Genomic DNA, 25,354 nt, shown 5'->3' with positions numbered 1-25,354 from the left:
GCCGCGCACTGCCGTGGCGGCCACCCACTACAGCACCAAGTTTGGAACCCATGAGAAGAACTGCACGCCAGGCCCCGCCCGCCCTCGCCGAAGGTGCCATGCGCATCGTCGCACTTGGTGGTTTGGGGGAGATTGGCCGCAACATGACCGTCTTCGAATACGCGGGAAAGTTGCTGATCGTTGACTGCGGCGTGCTCTTCCCCGAGGATCACCACCCCGGCGTTGACTTGATTCTGCCGGACTTCTCGTACTTGAAGAACCGCTGGCAGGACGTGGTTGGCCTGGTGCTGACCCACGGCCACGAAGACCACATTGGTGGTGTCCCGTACCTGCTCAAGCACCGCGGCGACATCCCCGTGATCTCCGCCAAGCTGACCCTGGCCTTCTTGAAGACCAAGCTTGAAGAGCACCGCATCAAGGGCAAGATGATCCAGGTCAAGGAAGGCGACCGACGCAAGTTCGGCCCGTTCGATGTTGAATTCCTGGCCGTCAACCACTCCATCCCGGACGGTCTGGCTGTTGCCATCCGTACGCCTGCCGGCCTGGTGCTGGAAACTGGCGACTTCAAGATGGACCAGTTCCCGCTGGATAAGCGCATCACCGACCTCGCCGGCTTCGCTCGCTTGGGTGAAGAAGGCGTGGACTTGTTCCTGCCTGACTCCACCAACGCCGAGGTTCCCGGATTCCTGGCCGCTGAAGCGGACCTGATCCCGGCCATCGACCAGGTCATGCGCACGGCCCCTCGCCGCGTCATTGTCTCCAGCTTCGCCAGCCACGTGCACCGCATTCAGCAGATCATCGATTCTGCTCACAAGTACAACCGCAAGATCGCCTTTGTTGGCCGCTCCATGGTCCGCAACATGACCACAGCGCGCGAACTGGGCTACTTGAAGATCCCGCGCGGCATGCTCGTTGAGGCCAAGGAACTGGAAAAGATGGCCCCCGAAAAGGCCGTTCTGATCTGCACTGGTTCACAGGGTGAGCCCATGGCAGCGCTGGCCCGCATGGCCAACGGTGACCACCAGATTAACCTGACCGACGGTGACACCGTGCTGCTGGCTAGCTCGCTGGTACCCGGTAACGAGTCCTCGATCTACCGCCTGATCAACGACCTCACCAAGCAGGGCGCCAACGTCATTCACAAGGGCAACGCCAAGGTGCACGTCTCCGGTCACGCTAGTGCCGGCGAGCTCGTGTACTGCTACAACCTGGTCCGTCCCAAGAACGTCATGCCGGTTCACGGCGAATACCGCCACCTGAAGGCGAACGCCGAACTGGCTGTCCGCACCGGTGTGGATCCCAAGAACGCGTTCATCGTTGACGACGGCACCGTGATTGACCTCAAGGATCACGTTGCCAAGGTTGTTGGCAGTGTTCCGGCAGCTTACGTCTACGTCGAGAACATGGTTGCTGGTGCAGCTACTGAAGAGTCGCTGCAGGATCGCATCCGTCTCGCCGAAGATGGCGCCGTCACCGTTCTGCTGATCGTCAACCCGGACACCGGCAAGATTGAAGAAGACCCCGAATTCTTCTCGGTCGGCTTCAACCTGACGCCCAAGGACATTGAGAAGGCTGCCGTCATCGTCGAGAAGACCATCAGCGGTCTCCGCGGCGAAAAGACGGGCCCCAACGCCGAGAAGGCTGTGGCCAACGGCCTGCTGCGCTGGTCTGACCGCGCGCTGCGTCGCAAGCCCGTCTACACCGTCATCATCGTCGAGGCGTAAGCCTTAACCCTTTTGAGGGCCCGGACACCATCCCAAGCGGTGAGTGTTCGGGCCCTCTTCTGCGTCCGGGCTTGGCTTCTGCCCGTTCCCACGCACTCCTGAGCCAAGCACCACAAAAGCCAAGGGCCGCCGTCGTACTTTCTAAAAGTACGACGACGGCCCTTGGCTTTGGAGCGCCCGTGGCGGGATCAGTCCCCGCGGAGTCTATCCATTTCGCGGCGGTCCTTTTTGGTGGGACGGCCGGTGCCGCGGTCGCGCTGCGGCAGGCCGAGCGCCGGCAGGACCGGGCGCGGGGGAGTGTGGTCGGTAAAACAGTGTGAGGCGGCTTCCGGGCCCACGCGCTTGTTGATGAGCGCACGGACCTCAAGGATCCTGTCGTAACCGGGCTGGCGGACTCGGATGGTATCGCCTGGGACCACGGTGTGGGCGGCCTTGGCGTTGGCGTCGTTGAGTTTCACGTGGCCCGCGCGGCAGGCAGCGGTGGCCAGGGACCGGGTCTTGTAGGCACGGATGGACCACAGCCACGCATCAATGCGCACCGAGGCGGGTGCATTTTTCGGAATGCTCATAGTTCATCCACTCTATCGCCGGACGCCGAGTCTGACGGACCGCCGCCGAGTCAGACGTTGCGCAGCGTCTGACTCGGCGGCTCTCCGTCTGACTCGGCGAATAGCGGGTCAGCCCTGGTTGCTGAACGCGGCGTCGAAGGACAACGCGGACGGGGCGAAATCGAACTTACGCAGTGCTTCGAGGGCCTCGGGCGCGCCTTGGAGACGGTCCATGCCGGCGTCTTCCCACTCGATGGAGATGGGGCCGTCATATCCAATGGCCGTCAGTGCGCGGAAGGAGGATTCCCAGGGCACATCGCCTCGGCCAGCCGAGACGAAGTCCCAGCCGCGGCGCGGATCTCCCCACGGCAGGTGCGATCCCATGACAGTGTTGCGGCCGGTGGGGCGCAGCTTCGTGTCCTTGCAGTCAACATGGTAAATCCGGTCTTTGAAGTCCCAGATGAAGGAGACCGGGTCAATGCCCTGCCACATGAAGTGGGAGGGATCCCAATTCAGTCCGAACGCTGGGCGGTGACCAATGGCCTCCAGTGTGCGCACGGTGGTCCAGTAGTCGTAGGCGATTTCTGAGGGGTGAACCTCGTGGGCGAAACGCACACCACATTCGTCAAAGACATCCAGGATGGGGTTCCAGCGGTCAGCGAAGTCCTGGTAACCGGCCTCGATCACGGATTCCGGGACGGGCGGGAACATGGCTACGTACTGCCAGATCGAGGAACCGGTGAAACCCACAACTGTCTTGACGCCCAAGGCCTGTGCCAGGCGCGCCGTGAGCTTCATTTCCTCGGCGGCACGCTGCCGGACGCCTTCAGGATCACCGTCGCCCCACACCTTCGAGCCGACAATTGCCTGGTGGCGGAAGTCGATGGGGTCATCGCACACGGCCTGACCCTTGAGGTGGTTGGAGATGGCCCAAACCTTGAGGCCGTAGCCTTCGAGCATGGCGAGCTTGCCGGCAACATAGCCGGGCTCGTCCCAGCGCCAAGGGTCCAAGTGATCGCCAGAGCAGGCAATTTCCAGGCCTTCGTAGCCCCAACCGGAAGCCAACTTGGCCACTTCTTCGAGCGGGAGATCGGCCCATTGGCCGGTGAACAAGGTGTACGGGCGGCTCATGCGTTCAGTCCTTTGAGGTGGTGATGAGTTGGGGGATGGCGACGGTGGTTCCGTCAGCTGCCGAGGAGGCCTCGATGGCCGCCAAGACCTGCTGCACACCGTAGCCTTCCTCGAACGACGGCGAGGGGTCGGTTCCGGTGGAAATGTTCAGCAGGAAGTCGCGAATCTGATGCGTGAAGCTGTGCTCCCAGCCAATCACATGCCCCTGCGGCCACCAACCGGAAATATAGGGGTGCTCGGGTTCAGTGACGAGAATGCGCCTAAAGCCCTGGACTTCAATGGGCTCGGTCCCGTTGAGGAAGAACAGCTCATTGGGGTTTTCCAAGTTGAAGGTGAGCGCCCCGGCGGTGCCATAGACCTCCACACGGAGGGCATTCTTCTGACCCAGCGCCACCCGTGAGACGTCAATGCTGGCCACAGCGCCGCTGGCCATGGACAGCGTGGCCCAGGCGGCGTCGTCGACCGTGACAGGTTCGGGACCGTCGGGACCCGGACGCTCGGTGGTAAAGGTGTGCAGCTTGCCGGACACCTGCGTGACGGTGTCACCGAGGAGATACTGGACCTGATCGATGGCGTGCGAGGCAATGTCGCCCAGCGCGCCCGAGCCCGCGGTTTCTTTACGCAGCCGCCAGGTCATGGGGGATTCGCTGTCGGCCAGCCAGTCCTGCAAGTACGACGCGCGGACCTGACGGATGCTGCCTAACTCACCGTCTGCGATGAGCTTGCGAGCCAAAGCCAGTGCCGGGATGCGGCGGTAGTTGAACCCCACCATGGAGCGCACGCCCGCAGCCCTGGCCGATTGGGCCGCGGTAACCATGGTCTCGGATTCGGCCATGGAGTTGGCCAGCGGCTTCTCCACCAGTACATGCTTGCCGGCGGCGAGTGCCGCCGTTGCAATTTCAGCGTGCAGCCAGCCGGGGGCGCAGATGTCCACAATGTCAATGTCATCGCGGGCAATGACCTCCCGCCAATCGGTGGCCGATTCGCTCCAGCCGTACTTCTTTGCGGCGGCAGCAACGGCCACGGCATCCCGGCCCACCAAGACCTTTTGCTCGAAGTCAGGGACGTCGAAGTGGTTGGCCACGGTGCGCCAAGCGTTCGAGTGGGCCTGGCCCATGAACGCGTAGCCGATGGCAGCCACGCCGAGAGGGCGGGTGGCCTGTGATTGAGGGGAGGTCATGATCGTGATTCCTAGAGGGTCGCGTCGGTGGGTGCCCAGTCAACGGGCACTGCCTCGGAGCTTGGGGCGGAGCTGGCAACGTCCACGAATTCTCCGCTGTTGACGGACTCCGTGATCGAGACCATCGCGTCGAGGATGTGGTAGGCCAGCTCGCCGGTGGCGCGGTGCGGGACACCGGCGCGGATGGAGCGGGCCATGTCCAGCACGCCCAGGCCGCGGCCGTGATCCGGACCTTCGGCGGGGACTGTGGTCCAGTCTTCGTCGCCGTTCTTGAAGATCTGGATTTCGCCGTCGAAGTTGTTCGGATCCGGAAGCGAAATGGTGCCTTCGGTGCCTGTGATCTCCACAAATCCCATGCGCGGGCGCGGGGATTCGAAGCTGAAGACGCTGTGCGAGGAGGCGCCGGATTCGAACTGAGCGATGGCGCTGACGTGGGTGGGAACCTCGACGTCGAATACCTCGCCTTCCTTGGGGCCCGAGCCGATGGTGCGGGTGGGGAACGCGGTGTTGCCAACGGCGGCCACCTTGGAGAGCGGGCCAAAGGCCTGCACCAGTGTGGTCAGGTAGTACGGCGCCATATCAAAGAGCGGACCGGCACCTTCCTGGAACAAGAACGAGGGGTTCGGGTGCCAAGACTCCGGGCCGGGTGACTGGAACATGGTCAGCGCCGTCAGCGGGGTGCCAATGGCTCCGCTGTCGATCAGGCGGCGAGCCGTCTGCAGTCCTGCACCAAGGAAGGTATCGGGTGCACAGCCGAGACGAACACCTGCGGCATCTGCTTCCTTCAGCAGACCCAAACCACTTTCGCGGTCAAGGGAGAACGGCTTTTCCGTCCAGACGTGCTTGCCTGCGCGGACGGCTGCCGTGGCAACTTCCACGTGGGCGGCCGGGATGGTGAGGTTGACGATGATTTCAACGTCGGGGTGGTTGAGCGCCACATCGACGCCGCCGGAAATTTCAACACCGTATTCGGCCGCGCGTGCGGCTGCTGCGTCCTCGAAGAGATCGGCGATGACCAGCACCTTCACGTCAGGGAAGGTGGTCAGGTTGTCCAGGTACTGCTTGCTGATGTTGCCAGCGCCAATGAAGGCAATGCCGACGGGTCCTGTTTTTGCCATGGTGATTAGACCTTTCCGGCGTTAAGGAAGGCGAGGCTTGCAGCGATGCCTTCGAAGATGTCGCCGGCATAGTCATCGAATTCCACAACGCCAACTTCCAGTGACTTGGCGGCGTCAATGACGTCCCAGATGGGGACCTGACCCTGGCCGGCAGGAAGCTGGGCCAGGTTGTCGGTGGTCAAGGGGCCGTCCTTGATGTGGATGAACTTCACGCGATCACCCAAGCTGGTCAGGACGTCAACGGCATTGGCACCGCCCACGGAAACCCAGTAGGTGTCTACTTCCAAGATGAGTTCCGGATCCAGCAGAGTTTCGAAGTACTGCAGGGCCGTGGTGCCGTTGATGGTGGACTCCAACTCCCACTGGTGGTTGTGGTAGCCCACGCGGATGCCATATTCGGCACCCTTCTTGGCTGCGGCGTTGAGGCCTTCGGCGATCTTCTGCACGTCCTCGGCGGTCTGCCACTGGTCTGCGGCAATGAACGGATCGATCACTGTGGTGATGCCCAGCTTCTTGGCCGCTGCAAAGATTTCGTCCTGATCAGCACTGAGCAAGGGCGCGTGGCCTGATGGTGCGGTGATGCCGTTCTCGGCGAACGCGGCGGCGAGGGCATCGGCCGTGGCGACGAAGTTGTACGGCTCAACCTGGGTGAACCCCAACGCGGCGACGCGAGCAATGGTTCCTGGCAAGTCTTCTTCAAGGGGCTTGCGGACTGTGTACAGCTGAAGGGAATACGTCATTGAAACTCCTTGAAGGCATGTAAGTGTGTTCAAGAATCAACCTAAGGGAACTTTTGTCGATGGTCAAGCAAAAGATCGCATGAAAGGCCCATTACTTAAGATTGTGACAGTTGGAAGCCTGTGTGTTATTTATTGTGGATGCCTAAGACTCCAGTTCAGCAACCCGCACGCGGGCCTGCCGCAAGCGCAGCTGCCACTTTTGATGCGGCCGCCTCATACTCGCAGGAACAGTTTGGCCACTCGCGAGCCGGAGACGTTTTCCAGATTTTGCGCGATGGGCAGGCGCGCACCCGGGCGGAACTGGCGGAGATAACGGGCCTTGCCCGCTCAACAGTTGCGGCACGCCTGGAGGCGCTTAGCGCTGCTGGCTTGATTGGTCCGGCAGGTGAGGCGATCTCCTCGGGTGGGCGTCCGCCGTCGCGCTTTGCTTTTCACCCCTCAGCCCGCGTCATTCTGGCGATCGACGTTGGCGCAACACATGTGTTGATAGCGCTGACCGATCTGAGTGGGCGGGTGCTCAGTGAACTGCGGGAATCAATGGACATTGCTGCCGGCCCAATTCAGGTGCTGGATGCAGTGTTGGAGCGGTGCGGCCAGGTTTTTGCTACATCAGGGCGTCACGAGCGTGAGTTGGTGGGCATTGGTATTGGCCTTCCGGGCCCGGTGGAACACTCCACGGGGAAGCCCTCCAGCCCGCCCATCATGCCTGGGTGGGACGGTTTTGATGTGCCAGCCTATGTGCAACAGCGTTTTCCCACGGATGTTCTGGTGGACAACGATGTGAACATTATGGCGCTGGGGGAGCGGGCCACGTACTGGCCTGATGCGCAAGATCTGCTGTTTATCAAGGTCGCCACGGGCATTGGCGCCGGCATCATCAGTGGTGGACTTTTGCAGCGCGGAGCCGATGGTACGGCCGGCGATATTGGACACGTGAGGGTGCCGCGCGGCGGCGACGTGCTGTGCCGTTGCGGGAATTACGGATGCCTTGAGGCCATGGCGTCGGGCCCGGCGGTGGCTGCTGCGCTGAGTAAAGACGGGGTGCCCGCGCACAGCGGTGAAGACGTTTTGGAGCTGGCGCGCCGTGGGAACTTGGCCGCCATTCATGCCATGCGGCAGGCTGGGCGGGACGTGGGCGATGTATTGGCGGCGTCCGTGAACCTGCTCAATCCCTCTGTCATTGTCATTGGCGGCGGGCTGTCCTCGGCGGGGGAATACCTCATGGCTGGTGTGCGTGAGATTGTCTATCAACGGTCGCTGCCACTGGCCACGGCGCGGCTGCGCATTGTCCAATCGATGGCAGGTGACCACGCTGGCGTGCTCGGTGCCGGACGCATGGTGATTGACCATGTTCTTGCCCCGGCATCAGTTGAGCGGCTCGTCGCCGCGCATTCGCAAGGATGAGCATCTCAGGCGCCCCGCAGGCTGGAAAAGTGACCATCAGCGATCTGGCTCACCGGCTGGGTATCTCCAAGGCCTCGGTTTCCTACGCGCTCAACGGCCAGTCCGGCGTCAGCGAAGCTACGCGAGCCCGCGTGCTTGCGTTGGCCGGGGAGCTCGGCTGGTACCCCAGTTCCAGCGCCCGGGCGCTCTCACATTCGCGCACCGATTCGGTGGGGATCGTGTTGTTCCGGGACCCTGAACAAATTGGCGCCGAACCGTTCTACATGAGCATCCTGGCCGGAATTGAGGGTGTTTTGGGTGCGCATGACATGAACTTGCTGCTGCGTATGGTGGACCCTGGTGCCGTGCCAGATGAGCGCACGCGCGACCTGGCCGTCTACGAGCGCTGGGCCGGAGAGGGCCGCGTCGATGGCGTCATTCTTTTTGATCACGTCCGCGATGATCCCCGCCCGCCTTTGCTGGATCGCTTCAGGATGCCCTATGTGCGGCTTGGGGCCGGGCCGGACGTCCTGCCCTCTGTTCGAAATTCCAATGTCACGGTGTCGCAGGCTGTGGACGCGGCCACTGTGGTGGAGGCCTTGCGCGAGCGCGGGCACCGGCACATCGCTGTCGTTTCAGGCCCCGCGGGGTTGGTTCACGAGGAGCAAAAAACCGAGCACCTGAGTTCTTATGCTGCCAGTCTAGGCATGACAGTGGTCAAGTGCCGTTCGGATTACACCGCGGACGACGGCGGGACAGCCACTATCGCTGTCATGGCTGGCTTGGTCCCGGGGTCACCGGAATTCCCCACTGCGATCGTCTATGGCAACGACCTCATGGCTGTGGGTGGACTGCAGGCGCTCAAACGTCTGAATCTCAGCGTTCCGGGGCACGTTTCGGTGATCAGCTGGGATGACTCAATTCTGTGCCGGCTCAGTTCCCCCGGGTTGAGTGCGCTGAGCCGTAGTGTTTCCGAATTTGGCAAGAACGCCGCTCAGCTGTTGTTAGAGCTCATTGCCGGCCATGAGCCACGGAATATCCAAGCCCGCCCTGGCGTGCTGCAGGCCCGCGAGAGCTTAGGACGAAACCTCCTCTAGCGCGTTTTCTGGTGCGAGTGCCGGACCGATTTTCGGACCGAGCCCCGGCGCTTTCGGGTGAGGGCCACGCTCCCTGTGTCGCAAGCCCCGCACCCTAGTCCCAGAGCCCGTGAACACCCGTCGACTCTGTAACGAATTGGTAACAGCCACCCAATGCTGAACCGGTTCAGTTATGTTGGCTACGCTGGGGTGAATGACGCCTTTCTTCCGTGTTTCCGGGCTTTTCCTGAGCAGAACAAGGGGAGCTGGACCACTTCTTGCGGCGAAGGCTCCACGCCGGTGTTGTCACGAATCAATATTATTTAAGATTTTATTGGACTTCTGATTGACGGTCGACATAAGTTCATCTAGGTTTGGTTCAACGTCGAGCGACGCGAGTCACATTCACTCCCACGGCTCGGGTTTTAGGAACAGTTCTCCCACAGACAAGGAAGTCACGGAAGTGAAAATACGTACTTTTGCCGCAGCAGCGGCTATCGCGGCACTTGCCATTACAGCCACGGGCTGCAGCGGCAGTTCCGGAAATGATTCCACCGATGCCGGCGGCAAGACGCTGACCTACTGGGCCAGCAACCAGGGCACCAGCTTGGACAATGACAAGGAAGTTCTTACCCCGCAGCTGGAGAAGTTCGAAAAAGAAACTGGCATCAAGGTTAACCTTGAAGTCATCGGCTGGAACGATCTGCAGACCCGCATCCAGACAGCCGTCACCTCCGGCCAAGCACCCGACGTTCTGAACATCGGCAACACCTGGGCCGCTTCACTGCAGTCCACCGGCGCCTTCATGCCGTTCGACGATGCGGCCTTTACCGCCATTGGTGGCAAGGACAAGTTCGTCAAGACAGCCATGGACACTGGTGGTGTCGCTGGCGAAGACCCCACCTCGGTTCCGCTGTACGGCCTGGCCTACGGCCTGTACTACAACAAGGCAATGTTCAAAGATGCCGGCGTAACCCCTCCCACCACGTGGGAAGAGATGGTTGCCGCTGCCAAAAAGCTGACCACCGGTGATGTCCACGGATTCTCACTCGCAGCCGGCAGCTACACCGAAAACTCACACTTTGCATTCATCAACGCAGCACAGAACGGTGCCGACTTCTTTGATGCAGAAGGCAAGCCCACCTTCACCTCTGACGGAGTTGTAGATGGCATTGCCCGCTACTTGGACCTAATGCAGGCAGACAAGGTCGTTGACCCGGGCAATGCCCAGTACGACAACGCAACCAAGGCCATCAACGATTTCGCCACCGGCAAATCTGCCATGGTGCTGAGCCAGAACAACGCCAACAGCTCCATCGCCTCACAGGGCATGGCCAGTGACGCATTCGGTGTCGTAGCATTCCCGGCACCCGCAGCCGGCAAGGATATTGCCACCATGGTGGCCGGTATCAACATGTCCATCTTCAAGAACACGAAGAACAAGGATTCGGCACTGGCATTCGTGAAGTTCATGACCAGTGAAGATACCCAGGCAGCCTTGGACAAGCCGTTCGCAGCTCTCCCCGTCCTCGCTGGCGTAACACCCACCTTCACGGACGATGCAGAACTCGCCAAGACGTTCTCTGACATCTACTCCAACAAGTCCAAGCCCCTTCCCCTGGTAGCGGCTGAGGACCAGTTCGAAAGCACTGTTGGCAAGGCCATGAACCAGATGTTTGCAACCATCGCCTCCGGCGGTACGGTCACCAAGGCAGACATCAAGAAGGAACTGGAAACTGCACAGCAGGCAGTCGAAGCAGCAGGATAGTCCCCACCTGCTCCCCAACAGTGGCTCGCTGAGCGAGCCACTGTTGGGGCCCCTTGCAGGTGTGGGCCCAACGATCCTCCCGAAGGTCGCTAGCGACCTTCGGATTGGGGCCCTCGGATCTGTGGGCCCAGCGGTCTTCCTGATAGTGGCTCGCTGAGCGAGCCACTATTGGGGCCCCCCGCAGGTGTGGGCCCAACATGTTCGGCAATGGGCCTACTAGTCTTCCTAAGCTGTGGGCCCAACGTGTCCCTCGTCGGCAACCAACGTTTCCCGTTTGACGGGGCCTTCTGATTCGGGAGCCCACGGTGTCCCACATAGTGGGGCTCCCGGATCTGAGGGCCACACCTTGATTCACTCGTTTTCCCCCGTATCTCCCACCTTTAATCTTTGCTTCAACTGCTCCACTTCAGGCGTGAATGATCCGCCTCGTCAATATTTCAATTTTTCCAGGAAAGGTGAGTGTCGAACAGTGTCTGCTTCCACCGCCGTAAAGAATTCCGGCTCCGCCGCCGGGGCAGCCGGACGGAGAGCGCGCAAGCCTCGCCGGGCCGGCTGGTGGCTGCCTTATGCGCTGCTCGCCCCCGCCGTCATCTTCGAACTAGTCATTCATATTGTCCCCATGGTGACTGGCATTTGGATGAGCTTCCTCAAGCTCACCAAGATGTACATTGCCAACTGGGGCAACGCCCCGTTCGTCGGCACGAAGAACTACCAAGTTGCCCTCGACTTCAATTCCGCCGTGGGCATGGGTTTGCTGAAATCCTTCGGGATCACAGTAGCCTTCACCATTTTGGTGGTGGGACTGTCCTGGCTCCTGGGAATGGCCGCGGCCGTAGCCCTGCAAAAGGTATTTCCCGGACGCGCAGTCTTCCGCACGCTTTTCTTGATCCCCTACGCACTGCCCATGTACGCCGGCGTCATCGCGTGGAAGTTCATCCTGCAGAAAGACAACGGCGCACTCAATCATCTATTGTTCGATAACCTCGGACTCCCGGGCGACAAGCCCTTCTGGCTGATCGGCGATAACGCCTTCTTCGCCGTCGTGATTGTTGCCATCTGGCGGCTCTGGCCCTTCGCCTTCCTGATGCTGATGGCCGGACTTCAGTCCGTCCCCACCGACATTTACGAGGCCGCCTCCGTTGACGGCGCCAAGCCGCTGCGCCAGTGGTGGGCTATTACCTTGCCCCTGCTGCGTCCCGTCAACATGTCCCTGGTTCTGGTGATGTTCCTCTGGACCTTCAATGATTTCAACACTCCGTTCGTCCTCTTCGGTGGCTCACAGCCGCCCGCCGGCGATCTGATCTCCTTCCACATTTACAACGCCTCATTCCTGACCTGGAACTTCGGCTCGGGTGCCGCCATGTCGGTACTGCTCCTGCTCTTCCTCTCGGTTGTCAGCGGAATCTACGTTCTCTTCATGAACCGGAGGAAAGACAATGCATGACACAACCGGTACTAAGGTCTTTCGAGTCATCACGATTACCGCTCTGAGCATCTTCACCATCATCCCCATTTACGTCATGGTCATCTCAGGTCTGAAGCCACTGAAAGATGTTCAGGGTGCGTTCTCGTGGTGGCCTGAATCGCTCACCATTCAGCCCTACATCGACATGTGGAAGACGGTGCCGCTGGCCGACTACTTCGTCAACTCGGTCATCGTCTCCGTCTCAGCAACGTTGCTCTCGCTGATCATCGCCATCTTCGCGGCCTACGCCGTATCCCGCTATACGTTCCGCGGACGCTCGCTGTTCTCCGGTGCCGTGCTCTCCACCCAGATGCTCCCGGGCGTACTGTTTCTGCTGCCGCTGTTCCTGATCTTCGTGAACATCAACACGAACTTTGGCGTCCAGTTGGTGGGAACCCGCGCCGGCCTGATCATCACGTACCTGACGTTCTCGCTTCCGTTCTCCATCTGGATGCTTGCCGGCTACTTCAACGGCATCCCGCGCGAACTCGACGAGGCAGCCAAAGTGGATGGCTGCGGCCCCATGCGGACCCTGTTCACCATCATTCTGCCCACAGCCCGCCCGGGCCTGGTCGCTGTCGCCATCTACAGCTTCATGACCAGTTGGGGTGAAGTCCTGTTCGCCTCGGTCATGACCACCGACGCAAACCGAACCCTCGCCGTCGGCCTGCAGCTCTATTCGACGCAGACCAACGTCTACTGGAACCAGATCATGGCCGCCTCCGTGGTGGTCTCCATCCCGATTGTGATCGGCTTCCTGCTCCTACAAAAGAACTTCGTCGCCGGCCTCACCGCTGGTGCCGTGAAGTGATCCCCACCAGCTCCCCAGTCTCGTACCCGGGTTGGGGCGCCTCGCAGGCGTGGGTCCTGTAAGTACGTACGACGGCGGCACCTGGGTGAGTCATTGTGACTCACCCAGGTGCCGCTTTTGTTAATGGGTACTGTGTTCCCTGGGGCGTCCGGGCACCCAAGGGGAGGCAGACGCCGTCGTACTTCTTTTACGGAAGAGTGCCCAAAGTGATGGTGGTGGAGGAGGTCTTGCCGGCGCGCACATAGCTGACCTTGACGGTGTCGCCAGCCTTCCGGGTCAAGGTGACTTCGGCGAGGACCGCGGTGCTGGTGGCCGGCCGGTTATCTAGCAGCGTCACGATGTCGCCGGGCTGAAGGCCGGCTTCGGCGGCGGGCCCGTTAGGCGCCACCGATTGGAGGTAGAGGCCGTCATCGACTCCAAAGGCCTCGGCAGCCTGGGGTGGCAGCGGCACCGCGCTGACGCCGAAGTACGGGTAGGCGACCGTGCCGGTCTCAATGAGCTGATCCGTGATGCGGGCTGCCAAATCGATCGGGACGGCAAAGCCAATGCCCACGCTGCCGCTGGCTACTTGGAGATCGTTGGGGATGGTGGCGATGGCGGTATTGATGCCGATCAGTTGGCCGCTGCAGTTAACCAGCGCGCCGCCGGAATTGCCGGGGTTGATGGAGGCGTCGGTCTGGATGGCGCCCACCAACATAGCCGTGGTGTCCTCATCAGAGGGAACCGGAACATTGCGGCCCAGGGCGCTGACAATTCCCGCCGTGACGGTGCTGGAGAGTCCAAGCGGAGCACCCAGGGCCACCACCGGCTGGCCAACCCGGACATCGGCGGACTTGCCGAGTTTTACCGTTGGGAGGTCCTTCTCCGCGGCTATTTTAAGTACCGCCAAGTCGGATTTAGGGTCCCGTCCCACCAGCTCAACCTCGGCGGAGTGTCCGTCACTGAACAAGACGTCAATGGTGCCGCCGTTTGCAGCCGCCGCGATGACGTGGTTATTGGTCATGATGTAGCCCTCTTTGCGGACAATCACTCCGCTGCCCACGCCGCTGGCATTGCCGTTGCGGATGGAGACTGTGACAACGCCTGGCAGTACGCCTTGCGCGACATCGGTGGCGTTACAGGTGCCGATCAGTGCTGCAGCTGTTGCGGCCGGACGGGTCAGTAGGCTGCTGATCCAGCCACCCGCTAGCCCCGCAATCAGGGCCAAGGCCACAGCCGCGGCAATCACAGTTGAGAGCGGAAGGCGTTGGAACCACGTGCTGACCTGCCGTGTGTTCGCCGGGGCCCCCGTCCGTGAATTCTGTGGCGCATCCTGTGGCTCATTCGGCGGGACGTTCATGGGGTGCTCCGTTCAGGGCATCAACCGCGGCGGTAAGAATCCCCATGCTACGTCACGCGTTGGCGGGCAGGAGAAGTATGTCCGCGCCACCAACGTGTAGAGCGGAGCCAGCCTGCCCCCGAATTAAGAAATGCCGCCGCTGCTGCAAATTGCCGCAGGTCTACTGGCGGCATTATGCAGGAGCGACGGCATCTGTGCCTGGGTCGGTTCTTTAGATGGCGCAGCCGTCCGGGCCACACGCTTCGGCATCGGTTCCGTTTGCCGCGACCATGGTCAACGGGTTCGCTTCCTGCCAGGCCTGATCCAGTGCTTGGCCAAACACCTCCGCTGGCTGGGCGCCGGAGATCCCGTACTTACGGTCAATGACGAAGAACGGAACGCCGGTGACGCCAATGGCGCGAGCCTCGGCAAAATCCTCCCGGACGTCATCGGCGTACTTGTCAGTGTCCAGGGCAGCATTGATGTCAGTTGCGGACAGGCCCACGTCGGTGCCGATCTGCACGAGCGCAGCGCGTGAACCAATGTCCACCCCGTGCTCAAAGTGAGCCGACAGCAGGGCTTCCTTGACGGCGTCGCCCTTGTCATGAGCCTTGGCAAGATGGAGCAGCTGGTGCGCGTTGAAGCTATTGGCCACCACTACGTCGTCGAACTTGTAGTTGAGGCCTTCGCCGGCCGCCTGCTCGGTGACGTGCGCGAACATGCCGGCAACCTGCGCCGGATCCATGCCCTTGCGTTCGCTGAGGTAGCTCAGCTCGGTGCCGTCATAGTGCTCCGGGAGGGTGGGATCCAGCTGGTAGCTGCGCCACTGTACATCCACGGATTCCTTGTGCGGGAAAGCCTCAAGTGCGGTTTCAAAACGGCGCTTGCCAATGTAGCACCAGGGGCAGGCCACGTCGGACCAGATTTCAATCTTCATACTTTTGCCAACGAGGCCGGGCTGGTGGTTATTCCGAAACCTCGAAACCGTGAAACCTCGACACCGCGAGACCTCGAGACCGCGAAAGGGGAGTAGTTGCTAATGTTCGACGTGAACATTAGCAACTACTCCCCTTTCGCGGTCGGGAATTAAAGGGCCGGGAATTAAGGTTGCCTCACCGGAACCCGGATTTCGGGTGTGCAGTGGCGTCGCATCCGGCGTGGCAACCAAACTTATGCGGCTGAGAGCGCCAGTTCTGGCTGTTCGGCGCCGGCATGCAGGTAGTTGGCGTAGGCCGAGGTGGTCAGGAACGCCGGGAAATCCTCGCCCAGAGCCACGTCGGTGAAGATCTCTAGGGCGTCCTCGAAACGGTCGGCATCGAAGCGGGGAAGACGTGCGAACTCCTCCTCGAGCATCTCTTTGACCCAGTCGTAGGTGATGAGTTCGCCTGTGTCAGTGATGGCCTGACTGTGGATCCACTGCCAGATCTGGGACCGGGAGATTTCCGCGGTGGCGGCATCTTCCATGAGGTTGTTCAGGGCGACGGCGCCGTGTCCGCGCAGCCATGACTCAATGTATTGGACACCCACCCAGATGTTGTCCCGGATGCCCTGCTCAGTGATGGTGCCCTGGGTGGCTTCAACGTTAAGCAAGGCGCGATCGTCGAGTTCCACGTCTTCGCGGGTGCGGTTGATCTGGTTCGGGTTCCAGCCGAGGACCTCGTCAAAGACTTCCATGGCCACGGGAACCAGATCCGGGTGGGCCACCCATGAACCGTCGAAGCCGTCATTCGCTTCACGGGTCTTATCTGCCCGGACCTTGGCCATAGCATTGGCGTTGGCTTCCGGATCGCGGCGATTGGGGACAAAAGCTGCCATGCCACCGATCGCCATGGCGCCGCGGGTGTGGCAGGCCCGGACCAGCTGTTCGGTGTAGGCCCGCATGAATGGGGCCGTCATGGTGATTTGGTTGCGGTCCGGAAGCACAAAGCGCGGGCCACGGGTGCGGAAGTTCTTGATGACGGAGAACAGGTAATCCCAGCGGCCAGCATTCAGTCCGGCGGCGTGATCGCGCAGTTCATACAGGATTTCCTCCATCTCAAACGCAGCTGTGATGGTCTCGATCAGGACAGTTGCGCGGATGGTGCCTTGCGGGATGCCGAGCAGGTCCTGGGCCTGGATGAAGATGTCGTTCCAGAGGCGAGCCTCCTGATGGTTTTCAATCTTCGGCAGGTAGAAGTACGGCCCCTTGCCCTGGGCGATCAGCCGCCGGGCGTTGTGGAAGAAGTACAGGCCGAAGTCAACAACGCCGCCGGCCATGGGCTTGCCGTTGATCAACAGGTGCTTTTCCGGCAGGTGCCAGCCGCGGGGACGGACCACAATAGTGGGCAGCTGCTCCTGCGGGGCCAGCTTGTACTCCTTGCCCTCCGGGCTGGTGAAGTCAATGCGGCGTTCCAGCGCGTCGATCAAGTTGAGCTGTCCACGGATGACGTTGCCCCACGTGGGCGTGGAGGAGTCTTCCATGTCTGCCAGCCAGACCTTAGCGCCGGAATTCATGGCGTTGATGGTCATCTTGCGGTCCACGGGGCCGGTGATTTCCACGCGGCGGTCCTCCAATCCGGGGGCAGGGGGAGCAACGCGCCAGCGGGGATCTTCCCGGATGGTGGAGGTTTCACGCAAGTAGCGGGGGTCGGTGCCGCTGAGAATTTGGCTGCGGCGGGTTTGGCGAGCTGCCAGCAAATCCGCGCGTCGCGCCGTCGTGGTTCGGTTCAGTGCGGCAATGAAGTCCAGTGCCTCGGGGGTCAGGATCTCGTTCTGGCGGTGGATGGGCGGTGCTGTCAGGGTGATGCCGTTGAACGTGATTCCGTTCAGGCTGTTCGTTGAGTTCATGGGAGTCTCCTGTGTAAAAGTACCGGTGATGGCGCGTGCTCCGGATCCTGGGTGAACCTGAAACACGCGCCTTCAGCAATGGTGAGGGAGGGGCGGGCAGGGCCCCTGCGCTGCGACGGAGTCGCTGGGAAAGGGCCCGCCCATCCCGTTAGTGGAACTGCTGGGCTTCGGTGGAGCCTGCCAGTGCGAGGGTGCCGCTGTTCGGGTTCAGGGCGGTCGCCACCAGATCGAAGTAGCCTGTGCCTACTTCGCGCTGGTGCTTGGTTGCGGTGTAGCCGCGAGATTCGGAGTCGAATTCACGCTCCTGCAGTTCGACGTAGGAGCTCATGCCGTTGCGGGCGTAGCCATGGGCAAGATCAAACATCGAGTAGTTCAGGGAGTGGAAACCAGCCAGTGTGATGAATTGGAAGGTGTATCCCATGGCGCCAAGTTCTCGTTGGAACTTGGCGATTGTTGCGTCGTCTAGGTGCTTTTTCCAGTTGAACGACGGTGAGCAGTTGTAAGCAAGCATCTGGTCGGGGAACTCGGACTTGACGCCTTCAGCAAACTTCGCCGCGTGCTCAAGGTCCGGAGTTCCTGTCTCCATCCAGATGAGGTCTGAGAATGGTGCGTAGGCGCGGGCCCTGGCAATGGAGGGCTCCAGGCCGTTCTTGACGTGGTAGAAACCTTCGGCAGTGCGCTCGCCGGTCAGGAACGGCTGATCGCGTTCGTCCACATCCGAGGTGATCAGGGTGGCTGCCTCGGCGTCGGTGCGGGCAATGATTACCGAGGGGACGCCGGCGACGTCGGCCGCGAGCCTTGCCGCATTCAGCGTACGGACATGCTGTGCCGTGGGGATCAAAACCTTGCCACCCAGGTGCCCGCACTTCTTTTCGCTGGCAAGCTGGTCTTCCCAGTGCACACCGGCTGCGCCGGAAGTGATCATGGACTTCATGAGCTCGTAGGCGTTGAGCGGGCCGCCAAAGCCGGCCTCGGCGTCGGCCACGATCGGGACAAGCCAGTCTTCAACGCTTTGCAGGCCTTCGGAGAATTCAATCTGGTCCGAACGCAGGAGGGCGTTGTTGATGCGGCGGACCACCTTGGGCACCGAGTCAACGGGATAGAGGGACTGGTCCGGGTAGGTGTTGCCGTTCGAGTTGGCATCCGCAGCAACCTGCCAGCCGGAAAGATAGATGGCTTTCAAGCCGGCCTTCACTTGCTGGACGGCCTGGTTGCCGGTCAGTGCACCCAGTGCGTTGGTGTACCCGCCCGGTGCTGCGGTGGTCAGCTGGTGCCACAGTTTCTCGGAACCTCGGCGGGCCAGAGTGTGTTCCTCCTGGACCCGGCCCCTGAGGTTGACCACATCATGGGCAGTGAAGGAGCGTTCGGTGCCGTTCCAGCGAGGGTTGGCTGCCCACTCGAGTTCGAGGGCTGCGGCAGCCTGTGCATTGCTCTGCTCCGGCGTCGTTGCGGGTTCAAATGCTGCAGTCATGATGATTGCTCCTGGTAGTGGGCGATCCTGCCGGTTCGGCGGTGAAGCGGCGGGATCAGTGGTTCTTCTTCGTGATTTCTACTATTCAGAGCTTTTCAAGGGGTTACTAGAGGAAAGTGGTGGAAAGATTTGCAGTTCTTCGCGTATCCTCAAGAAATGACTAATGTGGGCTGGAACACAGGTGAAGCGCTCGGGGTAGGCGGCAAGATAGCTGCCCCCAGCAATGAATTGGACATCATTTCTCTGGGCCGCAGGGTGCGGCATCTGCGCAAAGCCTTGGGTATGACCTTGGACGATTTGGGAGCAAAAGTTGCGTCCGCCCCCTCGCAACTATCGTTGATTGAAAACGGTAAGCGGGAGCCCAAACTGGGGCTGCTGCAGGCACTCGCCGGGGCACTCGGCGTCGGGCTTGATCAGTTGCTGGGCAACGAGCCGCCCAGCCGTCGGGCGGCGCTGGAAATTGAGTTGGAAAGGGCGCAGCGGGGGCCGCTGTATCAGTCGCTGGGGCTGCCCACTGTCCGCGTCAGTTCGCGGCTTTCCACCGAAGTGCTCGAGTCGCTGGTGGGGTTGCAGCATGAGTTGGAACGGCGCCTCGATGAGCAGTCGGCCACGCCGGAGGAGGCCCGGCGGGCCAACAATGAGCTGCGGCTGGAAATGCGTGAACGCAACAACTATTACCCGGAGATTGAACGTCAGGCTCAGGAGCTGCTGACGGCCGTGGGGCATGACAGTGGGCCGCTGTCCCATCACGTGGCTGCCGACGTGGCCGAGCACCTCGGTTTTGATCTGCATTATGTGGGGGATCTGCCGCATTCAACCCGTTCCGTGACGGATTTGAAGAATCGCCGAATTTATCTCACGCATGGTCAGCGCTCCGATCATGACCCGCGATCGGTGCTGTTGCAGGCGCTGGGGCACTATGTTTTGGGGCATCAGACGCCGCGCAACTATGCGGATTTTCTGCGCCAGCGCGTGTACACGAATTACTTTGCGGCCTCGCTGCTCATGCCGGAACGGGCCACCGTGGATTTCCTGCAAACCGCAAAAGCTGCCAAGGAACTGGCCATTGAGGACATTCGCGACGCCTTTGCTGTGTCCTATGAAACGGCCGCGCACCGGTTCACTAACCTGGCCACGGAACATCTGGGGATCCCCACCCACTTCCAGAAGGTGCATGAATCCGGGATCATCCACAAGGCTTATGAGAACGACGGCGTGAACTTTCCTGCCGATCACACCGGCGCCATCGAAGGCCAAGCCGTGTGCCGGTTCTGGACCTCCCGGGCGGTCTTCGATGTGCCGGACAAGTTCCGCGCCTTCAATCAATACACCGACACGGCCGCGGGGACGTATTGGTGCACGGCCCGCACAGAGCGGCACTCTTCCGGCGAGTATTCGTTGAGCATTGGTGTGCCGTACGAGCAGGTGAAGTGGTTCCGGGGCAGGGAGACAACGGAGCGCTCGCAGTCCCGGTGTCCGGATCCGGGCTGCTGCCGCCGCCCACCCGCGGAGCTTTCGGCGCAGTGGGCTGGCAATGCGTGGCCGTCCACGAGGGCCAATTCCCACTTGTTGGCGGCCATGCCGCAGGGCGCCTTTCCTGGTGTGGACGAAACAGAGGTGTACAGATTTCTCGCCGCACACGAGGGAAAGTAGGGAGCCGTGGTGGGGCGCCGCAGGGGATGAAACGTTCCCTTGCTCTTCGTCTGACGTTCACTCGGCTGAGGGGCTCCTGTCCGGAAAGCCGCTTAGCGTGAAGAAGTCAGCTGCACCTAGGACTCCACGTTAAGGAACCCCATGACCACGCACCACATCCCAGTTGTCCTGACCGCCGCGGGAGCTGCCGGAAATAACGAGGACGTCGTCGGGGACAATGTCTCCGTTGTCAACGAAATGTACCGCTCGCTTCTCAACGCCGAGGAAATCGCTCCGAACGCCCTGCGCAGCTACTTTGCTGACTTTTATCTCACACAGGCGCTCGACGGCGGATTTGCCCAGTATGTTTTCATGACGCCGGACCGTGCAGAACTCGATGGCTACATCCGCGAAGGACTTGAAGCCATGGGTGCAAAGGCCCACCTTGAGCTGTTCAACCGGTCAGCCGCGCTTTATGACTTGCTCACCGAAACGGAGCTGCAGGACTATCTCGAGGACGGGGCCACCACAGAAGAGAACGCAGGAGATAGCGCAGAAGACAGCAGAGAGGTCACGGCTGCAGACGGCCACCGTGCCGACGGCGCCGCCGCGATGGAACTGCTGGATGCAGAGTTTGAGGACCTGTTCGAGTCCGAAGACGTCACGGGGCTCAATGCCGACTGGCTGCGCAACCAGCCGTGCCTGCTGATTCTCACGGAGCAGGAACTGGCAGCACATATTGCCGACCGGGTGGCACAAATCCCTGACATGGAGGAGCGGCTGGCGGAAGAAGAGCGTGAGAACGGCCCGGAATTTGAGCTCATCATCCGTGAACTCTGCGACGTTGCCGGCCATGAACTGGTGAAAATCACCATGGGCGACCCCAACTACGAGCACAACGGCGAAACCGTCCTAGCCTGGCACTTCACCACCGATCAGGGCGAATTCATCATGATTGACGACGACGAAGAAGCCGTCATGATCAACCCGCAAACCCAGGAGATCCTCGCCACCGTGGAATTTGAGCTGGATGAAGACTTCGTTGAGGCCTGAGGCCTGAGGCCTGAGGCTGCCGCAGACCTTGCGTCCGGCAAGGCTGCGGCAAACCGGACAACCGGAATGCCGCAGTATTGCCGTAAGGTCAACGCATGGAAGATCTCAAATGGACAAAGACTGCGCCCGCCAAAACCGCGTGGCAGGAGATGCCCTTCGGCCCCGGCATCTACAAGTGCTACCTGACAGGCGGCCTGCCCAAAAACGTAGTCTGGCCCGCCGAATTGAAGCCCCTCAAGAAGGGGGATTTGATCTATGTGGGACGGGCAACGAACTTGCGCAGCCGGGCCCGCCACCACGACGTGCAAACATCAAAGTCCACTTTCCGCCGATCGCTGGCAGCCATCTTGGGCCTCCAGGCGCAGTGGCACGGGCGGTCCGCGCATCCGCGGCTGACCGACAAGGATGAGGAACTACTCAGCGCATGGATGGTGAGCAACCTCGGCACGTCCTTTAGCCTCGTTCCGGACGCGGATCGTCTAGTCGCCCTGGAAGATGCAATGCGCGCAGAACTCCGCCCGCCCTTTAATCGCGACGGCCTGACGCCCGAGCAGTTGTACGTCTCGAGCGCTACTACGGAAGCAAACCGGAACGCGCTCCGCGAGAAGGGTTAAGGAAGTCAACGGATGAGCGGAAACGTTCGTCCGGGCAACGGTCCCTTGACCGTTGCCCAAAACGGCAGCATGCTGGCAGTGGTTACTGCCCGGTGATCGCGAGGCTCAACGATGAGGACCGCCATGCCCCAAAAAAGCACGCCAGCAACGCCACATCCGGCCCAGAGGTTTACCGGCAAGAGCGCCATAGTCACCGGCGCCAGCCGGGGGATCGGGCTTGCCATAGCCCAGAGGCTCACCCATGAGGGTGCGCGTGTTCTCATTACTGCGCGCCGTCAGGAACCCCTTGATGCGGCCCTGGCCGCACTGGGTGGCACGGCCCTTGCCATAGCCGGGCGCGCGGATGACCCGGACCACCGCGCGGAGGTTCTGGCCGCAGCAGAACATCATTTTGGCGGGCTGGACATCCTGGTCAACAACGCCGGCATTAACCCGGTGTACGGGCCGCTGGCGACGGCGGATCTGGACGCGGCACGCAAGATTTTTGAGGTCAACGTGTTCGGCACCCTCGCCTGGATGCAGGCAGTGCTGGCGCATCCAGGGCTGCAGTTCCGGGAACGGCGCGGGACTGTGGTGAATGTGAGTTCGGCCAGCGGCGACGTGCCCGCCCCGGGACTGGGCCTGTACGGCGTCAGCAAGGCCGCCGTCTCGCACCTGACACGCACGCTGTCCATGGAGTTGGCGCCGGATATCCGGGTGAACGCGGTGGCTCCGGCCGTGGTCAAGACCCGTTTCGCGAGCGCCCTGTATGAAGGGCGCGAGGCCGAGGTTTCCGCGTCATATCCGCTGGAGCGGCTGGGGGAGCCCGACGACGTTGCTGCGGCCGTTGCCTACCTCGCCTCCGCCGACGCGGCATGGGTGACGGGGCAGGTACTCACGCTCGACGGCGGACTGCGCAACGCGGGAGGGCTGGGATGAACACGGTTCCTGTTGCCGGGGACTACCCGGATGCCATTGAAGATCTTCGCCAGCGCACTCGGGAGTTCATCCGCAGCACGGTGATCCCTGCCGAGCCTCGCCCCGGGCAGGCGTTGAACATGGCCGTCCGGCGGGAACTGCAGGGGGCTGCGAGGGAGGCAGGAGTTTTTGCCCCGCACGTGTCAATGGAGTTTGGTGGGCAGGGGCTGGCCGTGGAGCACTGGTCGCCCGTGTTCCAGGAGGCGGGCTATTCGCCGATCGGCCCGGCTGTGCTCAATGCCATGGCGCCGGATGAGGGCAACATGCACATGCTGAACCTGATCGGCAGCGCTGCGCAAAAACGGCAGTTCCTGGCACCGCTTGCGGCAGGGGAGATAAGCTCTTGCTTTGCCATGACGGAGCCGCATCCGGGTGCCGGGTCCGATCCCGACGCGCTGACCACCACCGCCATCCGGGACGGCAGCGGCTGGCTGATCACCGGGCACAAACGGTTCACGAGCGGTGCCACCTTCGCCTCCTTTGCCATCGTCATGGCGCGCACCGTGGCGGACGCGGACGGCGGGCAGGGCGCGGAGCACAGTGGGGGCGGGGCGGGTCCAGGTACGCAAGACGCGACAGCCTCGACTGCCGCCTCGGCCGGCGCAGTCTCGGCTGGCGCAGCCCCGGCAGGAGCCACGATGTTCCTGGTGCCCATGGACACTCCGGGAGTGCTGATTGGGAACCCTATCCACACCGTAGACAGCTACCTGCCCGGCGGGCACCCCAATGTCCATTTCGACGGCGTCCACGTTCCCAGGACGGCAGTCCTCGGCGAGGCGGGTCTCGGCTTCACATATGCCCAGGTGCGGCTGGGTCCGGCACGGCTGACGCACTGCATGCGGTGGCTGGGGCTGGCCCGGCGCGCCATGGACATCATGCTTGACCGGGCCAACACGCGGGAGATTTTTGGGGCGCACCTCTCGCAGCTGGGCATCGCACAAGAGCTGATCGCGCAATCGGTTATTGACATTGAAACCTCCGACGCCATCATTGCCAAGTGCGCGGCATTGCTGGCCGCAGATCCGAAGGCCGGGTCCGCACTGTCCTCCGTGGCGAAGGTGCATGTTTCGGAAGCCGTGTACCGCGTGATCGACAGGGCCGTGCAGTTGTGCGGTGGCGACGGGGTGTCCGACGGGCTGCCGCTGGCCCAATACCTGAACGAGGTGCGCCCGTTCCGCATCTACGACGGTTCCACTGAGACCCACAAATGGGCCATCGCCCGCCGGGCGGCCTCGGGACGCCGCCGCGCCGTTGCGGCAGGGGAACCCTTCCAGGGAACAAGCAAGATCTACGAAGGGGAACGCTGATGGGCGCCAGCCAGGACATTGTGCAGACCACCGCCGAAGCAGAGCGCCAGGACGCGCCGCCCCTGCTAATTTTGGATCGGGTGGAGGAATTCCTCGATGCCCACGGCATCGGAGCCGGGCCCGTGCACGCCCGCCGCATCGGTGGGGGCCAGTCCAACGTGACGTTTAGGATCAAACGCAAGGGATCCGACGTCGTGCTTCGCAGAGGACCACGGCCACCGCTGCCGCCGTCCACGCATGACATGGTCCGGGAGGCGCACATTCAGTCGCTGCTGGCGCCGCTGGGTATCCCGGTGCCGAAAATCCTGGCCGTGTGCGCGAATGAGAACGTGCTTGGCGTGCCTTTTTACGTGATGAACCATGTGGTGGGCGACGTCATCACGGATGTAATTCCGGCACACCTGGACGCGCCCGCCCAGCGCCGCGCCACGAGTGAGGCCGCCGTGGACATGCTGGTGCGGCTGCACGCTGTGGACATTGGTAGCGGCGACATCGCCGGAATCGGACGCCCCGAGGGGTACTTGAAACGGCAGCTCGCACGGTTTGCAGCGCTGTGGGACATGGGCGCCACACGGGATCTGCCGCAGGTGGCGGAGCTGGCCAAGTGGCTGGAATCGAACCGGCCGGACACGCAGCGCAACGCTGTGATCCACGGCGACTACCGGCTCGGGAACCTGATGTTCGCCCGGCAGGGTCCCGCGCATGTGAAGAGCGTCCTGGATTGGGAGATGGCAACGCTGGGTGACCCGCTGGCCGATCTCGGCTACCTGAGCGCCACGTATGCGCAGACCGGAACGCCCGCCACACTGCTGGAGCTCACGCCCGTGACGGGGCAGCCCGGATACTTGGACCGCGTCGAGTTGGCGCAACGCTACAACGCGCACCTTGGCCTGGATTTGTCGGCGCTGCCCTGGTACCAGGCGCTCGCGCTGTGGAAGGCCGCCGTTTTCAGCGAGGCCATTTACACGCGCTGGAAGAACGGCGAGCGCGCCGATGGCGGGGATTTTGGGAAAGCTTTGGAGTCCGGCGTACCGCGATTGCTGGAAACCGCGGCTGCGCACGCAGCCCGGCTGCCGTAGCGAGGCGCGCTTTTCGCGCATGTCCTTAATTGCGCGAAAAGCGGGGGCATATGAGCGCGCCATGGAAGGGGCCGTCCGGTTCAAGAGCGTTGTGAAAATGCGTCCTTGATGGCAGCGTACGCCATCCATATGCGTGACCTGGCACACATAATT

The 25,354-nt window shown here is 61.9% G+C and carries 21 protein-coding genes; 12 read left to right on the top strand and 9 right to left on the bottom strand.

Going from position 1 to position 25,354, the window contains the following annotated elements; all coding sequences use genetic code 11:
• The first annotated feature begins 50 nt into the window (after nt 1-50).
• Nucleotides 51-1,724 (top strand): ribonuclease J, encoded by a 1,674-nt coding sequence (locus CXQ93_RS12960; RefSeq protein WP_104110848.1) that lies wholly within the window; start codon nt 51-53, stop codon nt 1,722-1,724.
• Nucleotides 1,725-1,912: 188 nt separating this feature from the next.
• Here the strand turns inward: CXQ93_RS12960 and CXQ93_RS12955 are convergent, their stop codons facing one another.
• From CXQ93_RS12955 to CXQ93_RS12935, 5 genes are all read right to left on the bottom strand, one after another.
• Entirely contained in the window at nt 1,913-2,293 is a 381-nt protein-coding gene (locus CXQ93_RS12955) for an RNA-binding S4 domain-containing protein (RefSeq protein WP_104110847.1), read from the bottom strand.
• Nucleotides 2,294-2,401: 108 nt separating this feature from the next.
• Nucleotides 2,402-3,403, bottom strand: a complete 1,002-nt coding sequence (locus tag CXQ93_RS12950) for a sugar phosphate isomerase/epimerase (RefSeq protein WP_104110846.1) — start codon at nt 3,401-3,403, stop codon at nt 2,402-2,404.
• Nucleotides 3,404-3,407: 4 nt separating this feature from the next.
• Nucleotides 3,408-4,583: a Gfo/Idh/MocA family protein gene (locus CXQ93_RS12945; RefSeq protein WP_104110845.1), complete on the bottom strand. Its 1,176-nt coding sequence runs from the start codon at nt 4,581-4,583 to the stop codon at nt 3,408-3,410.
• 11 nt (nt 4,584-4,594) lie between these two features.
• Complete coding sequence (locus CXQ93_RS12940) at nt 4,595-5,701, bottom strand: Gfo/Idh/MocA family protein (RefSeq protein ID WP_104110844.1); 1,107 nt, start codon at nt 5,699-5,701, stop codon at nt 4,595-4,597.
• Between the two features lie 5 nt (nt 5,702-5,706).
• On the bottom strand, nt 5,707-6,441 hold the full coding sequence (locus CXQ93_RS12935; protein WP_104110843.1) for a sugar phosphate isomerase/epimerase: 735 nt from the start codon (nt 6,439-6,441) through the stop codon (nt 5,707-5,709).
• A 138-nt stretch (nt 6,442-6,579) separates the two neighbouring features.
• Between CXQ93_RS12935 and CXQ93_RS12930 the strand changes: the two genes are divergently transcribed.
• The 5 genes from CXQ93_RS12930 (at nt 6,580) to CXQ93_RS12910 (ending at nt 12,944) form a co-directional block, all read left to right on the top strand.
• A complete protein-coding gene (locus CXQ93_RS12930; protein ID WP_104110842.1) occupies nt 6,580-7,845 on the top strand; it encodes an ROK family transcriptional regulator in 1,266 nt (421 codons plus the stop codon).
• Nucleotides 7,842-8,921, top strand: a complete 1,080-nt coding sequence (locus CXQ93_RS12925) for a LacI family DNA-binding transcriptional regulator (RefSeq protein ID WP_104110841.1) — start codon at nt 7,842-7,844, stop codon at nt 8,919-8,921. The genes CXQ93_RS12930 and CXQ93_RS12925 overlap by 4 nt, the downstream gene beginning before the upstream one ends.
• Nucleotides 8,922-9,363: 442 nt before the next feature.
• The gene (locus CXQ93_RS12920) at nt 9,364-10,668 is read left to right on the top strand and encodes an ABC transporter substrate-binding protein (protein ID WP_062285653.1); all 1,305 of its coding nucleotides are present in this window, start codon (nt 9,364-9,366) and stop codon (nt 10,666-10,668) included.
• Between the two features lie 469 nt (nt 10,669-11,137).
• Nucleotides 11,138-12,112: a carbohydrate ABC transporter permease gene (locus CXQ93_RS12915; RefSeq protein WP_104110840.1), complete on the top strand. Its 975-nt coding sequence runs from the start codon at nt 11,138-11,140 to the stop codon at nt 12,110-12,112.
• Nucleotides 12,105-12,944 carry a carbohydrate ABC transporter permease gene (locus CXQ93_RS12910; RefSeq protein ID WP_062285649.1) on the top strand — a complete coding sequence of 280 codons (840 nt, stop codon included), beginning with the start codon at nt 12,105-12,107 and terminating at the stop codon, nt 12,942-12,944. Before CXQ93_RS12915 ends, CXQ93_RS12910 begins: the two co-directional genes overlap by 8 nt.
• Before the next feature lie 187 nt (nt 12,945-13,131).
• On the opposite strand, the gene CXQ93_RS12905 is transcribed toward CXQ93_RS12910, so the two are convergent.
• The 4 genes from CXQ93_RS12905 to aceA form a co-directional block, all read right to left on the bottom strand.
• Nucleotides 13,132-14,283: a S1C family serine protease gene (locus CXQ93_RS12905; protein WP_104110839.1), complete on the bottom strand. Its 1,152-nt coding sequence runs from the start codon at nt 14,281-14,283 to the stop codon at nt 13,132-13,134.
• Between the two features lie 211 nt (nt 14,284-14,494).
• Nucleotides 14,495-15,199, bottom strand: coding sequence for a DsbA family protein (locus tag CXQ93_RS12900; RefSeq protein WP_104110838.1), 705 nt, complete (start codon nt 15,197-15,199; stop codon nt 14,495-14,497).
• A gap of 233 nt (nt 15,200-15,432) precedes the next feature.
• Complete coding sequence (aceB, locus tag CXQ93_RS12895) at nt 15,433-17,088, bottom strand: malate synthase A (RefSeq protein ID WP_104110837.1); 1,656 nt, start codon at nt 17,086-17,088, stop codon at nt 15,433-15,435.
• Nucleotides 17,089-17,236: 148 nt separating this feature from the next.
• On the bottom strand, nt 17,237-18,559 hold the full coding sequence (aceA, locus tag CXQ93_RS12890; protein WP_104110836.1) for an isocitrate lyase: 1,323 nt from the start codon (nt 18,557-18,559) through the stop codon (nt 17,237-17,239).
• A 129-nt stretch (nt 18,560-18,688) separates the two neighbouring features.
• On the opposite strand from aceA, the gene CXQ93_RS12885 reads away from it, so the two are divergent.
• The 6 genes from CXQ93_RS12885 to CXQ93_RS12860 all read left to right on the top strand — a co-directional run bounded on the left by CXQ93_RS12885 (nt 18,689) and on the right by CXQ93_RS12860 (nt 25,201).
• Nucleotides 18,689-20,212 (top strand): helix-turn-helix domain-containing protein, encoded by a 1,524-nt coding sequence (locus CXQ93_RS12885; protein WP_373418287.1) that lies wholly within the window; start codon nt 18,689-18,691, stop codon nt 20,210-20,212.
• Between the two features lie 141 nt (nt 20,213-20,353).
• Nucleotides 20,354-21,244: a hypothetical protein gene (locus tag CXQ93_RS12880; protein ID WP_104110834.1), complete on the top strand. Its 891-nt coding sequence runs from the start codon at nt 20,354-20,356 to the stop codon at nt 21,242-21,244.
• Between the two features lie 95 nt (nt 21,245-21,339).
• On the top strand, nt 21,340-21,858 hold the full coding sequence (locus CXQ93_RS12875; RefSeq protein ID WP_104110833.1) for a GIY-YIG nuclease family protein: 519 nt from the start codon (nt 21,340-21,342) through the stop codon (nt 21,856-21,858).
• A 123-nt stretch (nt 21,859-21,981) separates the two neighbouring features.
• On the top strand, nt 21,982-22,776 hold the full coding sequence (locus tag CXQ93_RS12870) for an SDR family oxidoreductase (RefSeq protein WP_104110832.1): 795 nt from the start codon (nt 21,982-21,984) through the stop codon (nt 22,774-22,776).
• On the top strand, nt 22,773-24,122 hold the full coding sequence (locus tag CXQ93_RS12865) for an acyl-CoA dehydrogenase family protein (protein WP_104110831.1): 1,350 nt from the start codon (nt 22,773-22,775) through the stop codon (nt 24,120-24,122). The genes CXQ93_RS12870 and CXQ93_RS12865 overlap by 4 nt, the downstream gene beginning before the upstream one ends.
• Entirely contained in the window at nt 24,122-25,201 is a 1,080-nt protein-coding gene (locus CXQ93_RS12860; RefSeq protein WP_104110830.1) for a phosphotransferase family protein, read from the top strand. Before CXQ93_RS12865 ends, CXQ93_RS12860 begins: the two co-directional genes overlap by 1 nt.
• Nucleotides 25,202-25,354: the final 153 nt, after the last annotated feature.

This window comes from Arthrobacter sp. N199823 (assembly GCF_002929705.1).
Taxonomy (GTDB): Bacteria; Actinomycetota; Actinomycetes; order Actinomycetales; family Micrococcaceae; genus Specibacter.
This window is presented reverse-complemented; position numbering and strand designations above follow the sequence as displayed.

Bases quoted from the DNA above. Each gene is read 5' to 3' on its own strand.
- CXQ93_RS12960 (WP_104110848.1), top strand. From the start codon at position 51: ATGAGAAGAACTGCACGCCAGGCCCCGCCCGCCCTCGCCGAAGGTGCC.
- CXQ93_RS12955 (WP_104110847.1), bottom strand. From the start codon at position 2,293: ATGAGCATTCCGAAAAATGCACCCGCCTCGGTGCGCATTGATGCGTGG.
- CXQ93_RS12950 (WP_104110846.1), bottom strand. From the start codon at position 3,403: ATGAGCCGCCCGTACACCTTGTTCACCGGCCAATGGGCCGATCTCCCG.
- CXQ93_RS12945 (WP_104110845.1), bottom strand. From the start codon at position 4,583: ATGACCTCCCCTCAATCACAGGCCACCCGCCCTCTCGGCGTGGCTGCC.
- CXQ93_RS12940 (WP_104110844.1), bottom strand. From the start codon at position 5,701: ATGGCAAAAACAGGACCCGTCGGCATTGCCTTCATTGGCGCTGGCAAC.
- CXQ93_RS12935 (WP_104110843.1), bottom strand. From the start codon at position 6,441: ATGACGTATTCCCTTCAGCTGTACACAGTCCGCAAGCCCCTTGAAGAA.
- CXQ93_RS12930 (WP_104110842.1), top strand. From the start codon at position 6,580: ATGCCTAAGACTCCAGTTCAGCAACCCGCACGCGGGCCTGCCGCAAGC.
- CXQ93_RS12925 (WP_104110841.1), top strand. From the start codon at position 7,842: ATGAGCATCTCAGGCGCCCCGCAGGCTGGAAAAGTGACCATCAGCGAT.
- CXQ93_RS12910 (WP_062285649.1), top strand. From the start codon at position 12,105: ATGCATGACACAACCGGTACTAAGGTCTTTCGAGTCATCACGATTACC.
- CXQ93_RS12905 (WP_104110839.1), bottom strand. From the start codon at position 14,283: ATGAACGTCCCGCCGAATGAGCCACAGGATGCGCCACAGAATTCACGG.
- CXQ93_RS12900 (WP_104110838.1), bottom strand. From the start codon at position 15,199: ATGAAGATTGAAATCTGGTCCGACGTGGCCTGCCCCTGGTGCTACATT.
- aceB (WP_104110837.1), bottom strand. From the start codon at position 17,088: ATGAACTCAACGAACAGCCTGAACGGAATCACGTTCAACGGCATCACC.
- aceA (WP_104110836.1), bottom strand. From the start codon at position 18,559: ATGACTGCAGCATTTGAACCCGCAACGACGCCGGAGCAGAGCAATGCA.
- CXQ93_RS12880 (WP_104110834.1), top strand. From the start codon at position 20,354: ATGACCACGCACCACATCCCAGTTGTCCTGACCGCCGCGGGAGCTGCC.
- CXQ93_RS12875 (WP_104110833.1), top strand. From the start codon at position 21,340: ATGGAAGATCTCAAATGGACAAAGACTGCGCCCGCCAAAACCGCGTGG.
- CXQ93_RS12870 (WP_104110832.1), top strand. From the start codon at position 21,982: ATGCCCCAAAAAAGCACGCCAGCAACGCCACATCCGGCCCAGAGGTTT.
- CXQ93_RS12865 (WP_104110831.1), top strand. From the start codon at position 22,773: ATGAACACGGTTCCTGTTGCCGGGGACTACCCGGATGCCATTGAAGAT.
- CXQ93_RS12860 (WP_104110830.1), top strand. From the start codon at position 24,122: ATGGGCGCCAGCCAGGACATTGTGCAGACCACCGCCGAAGCAGAGCGC.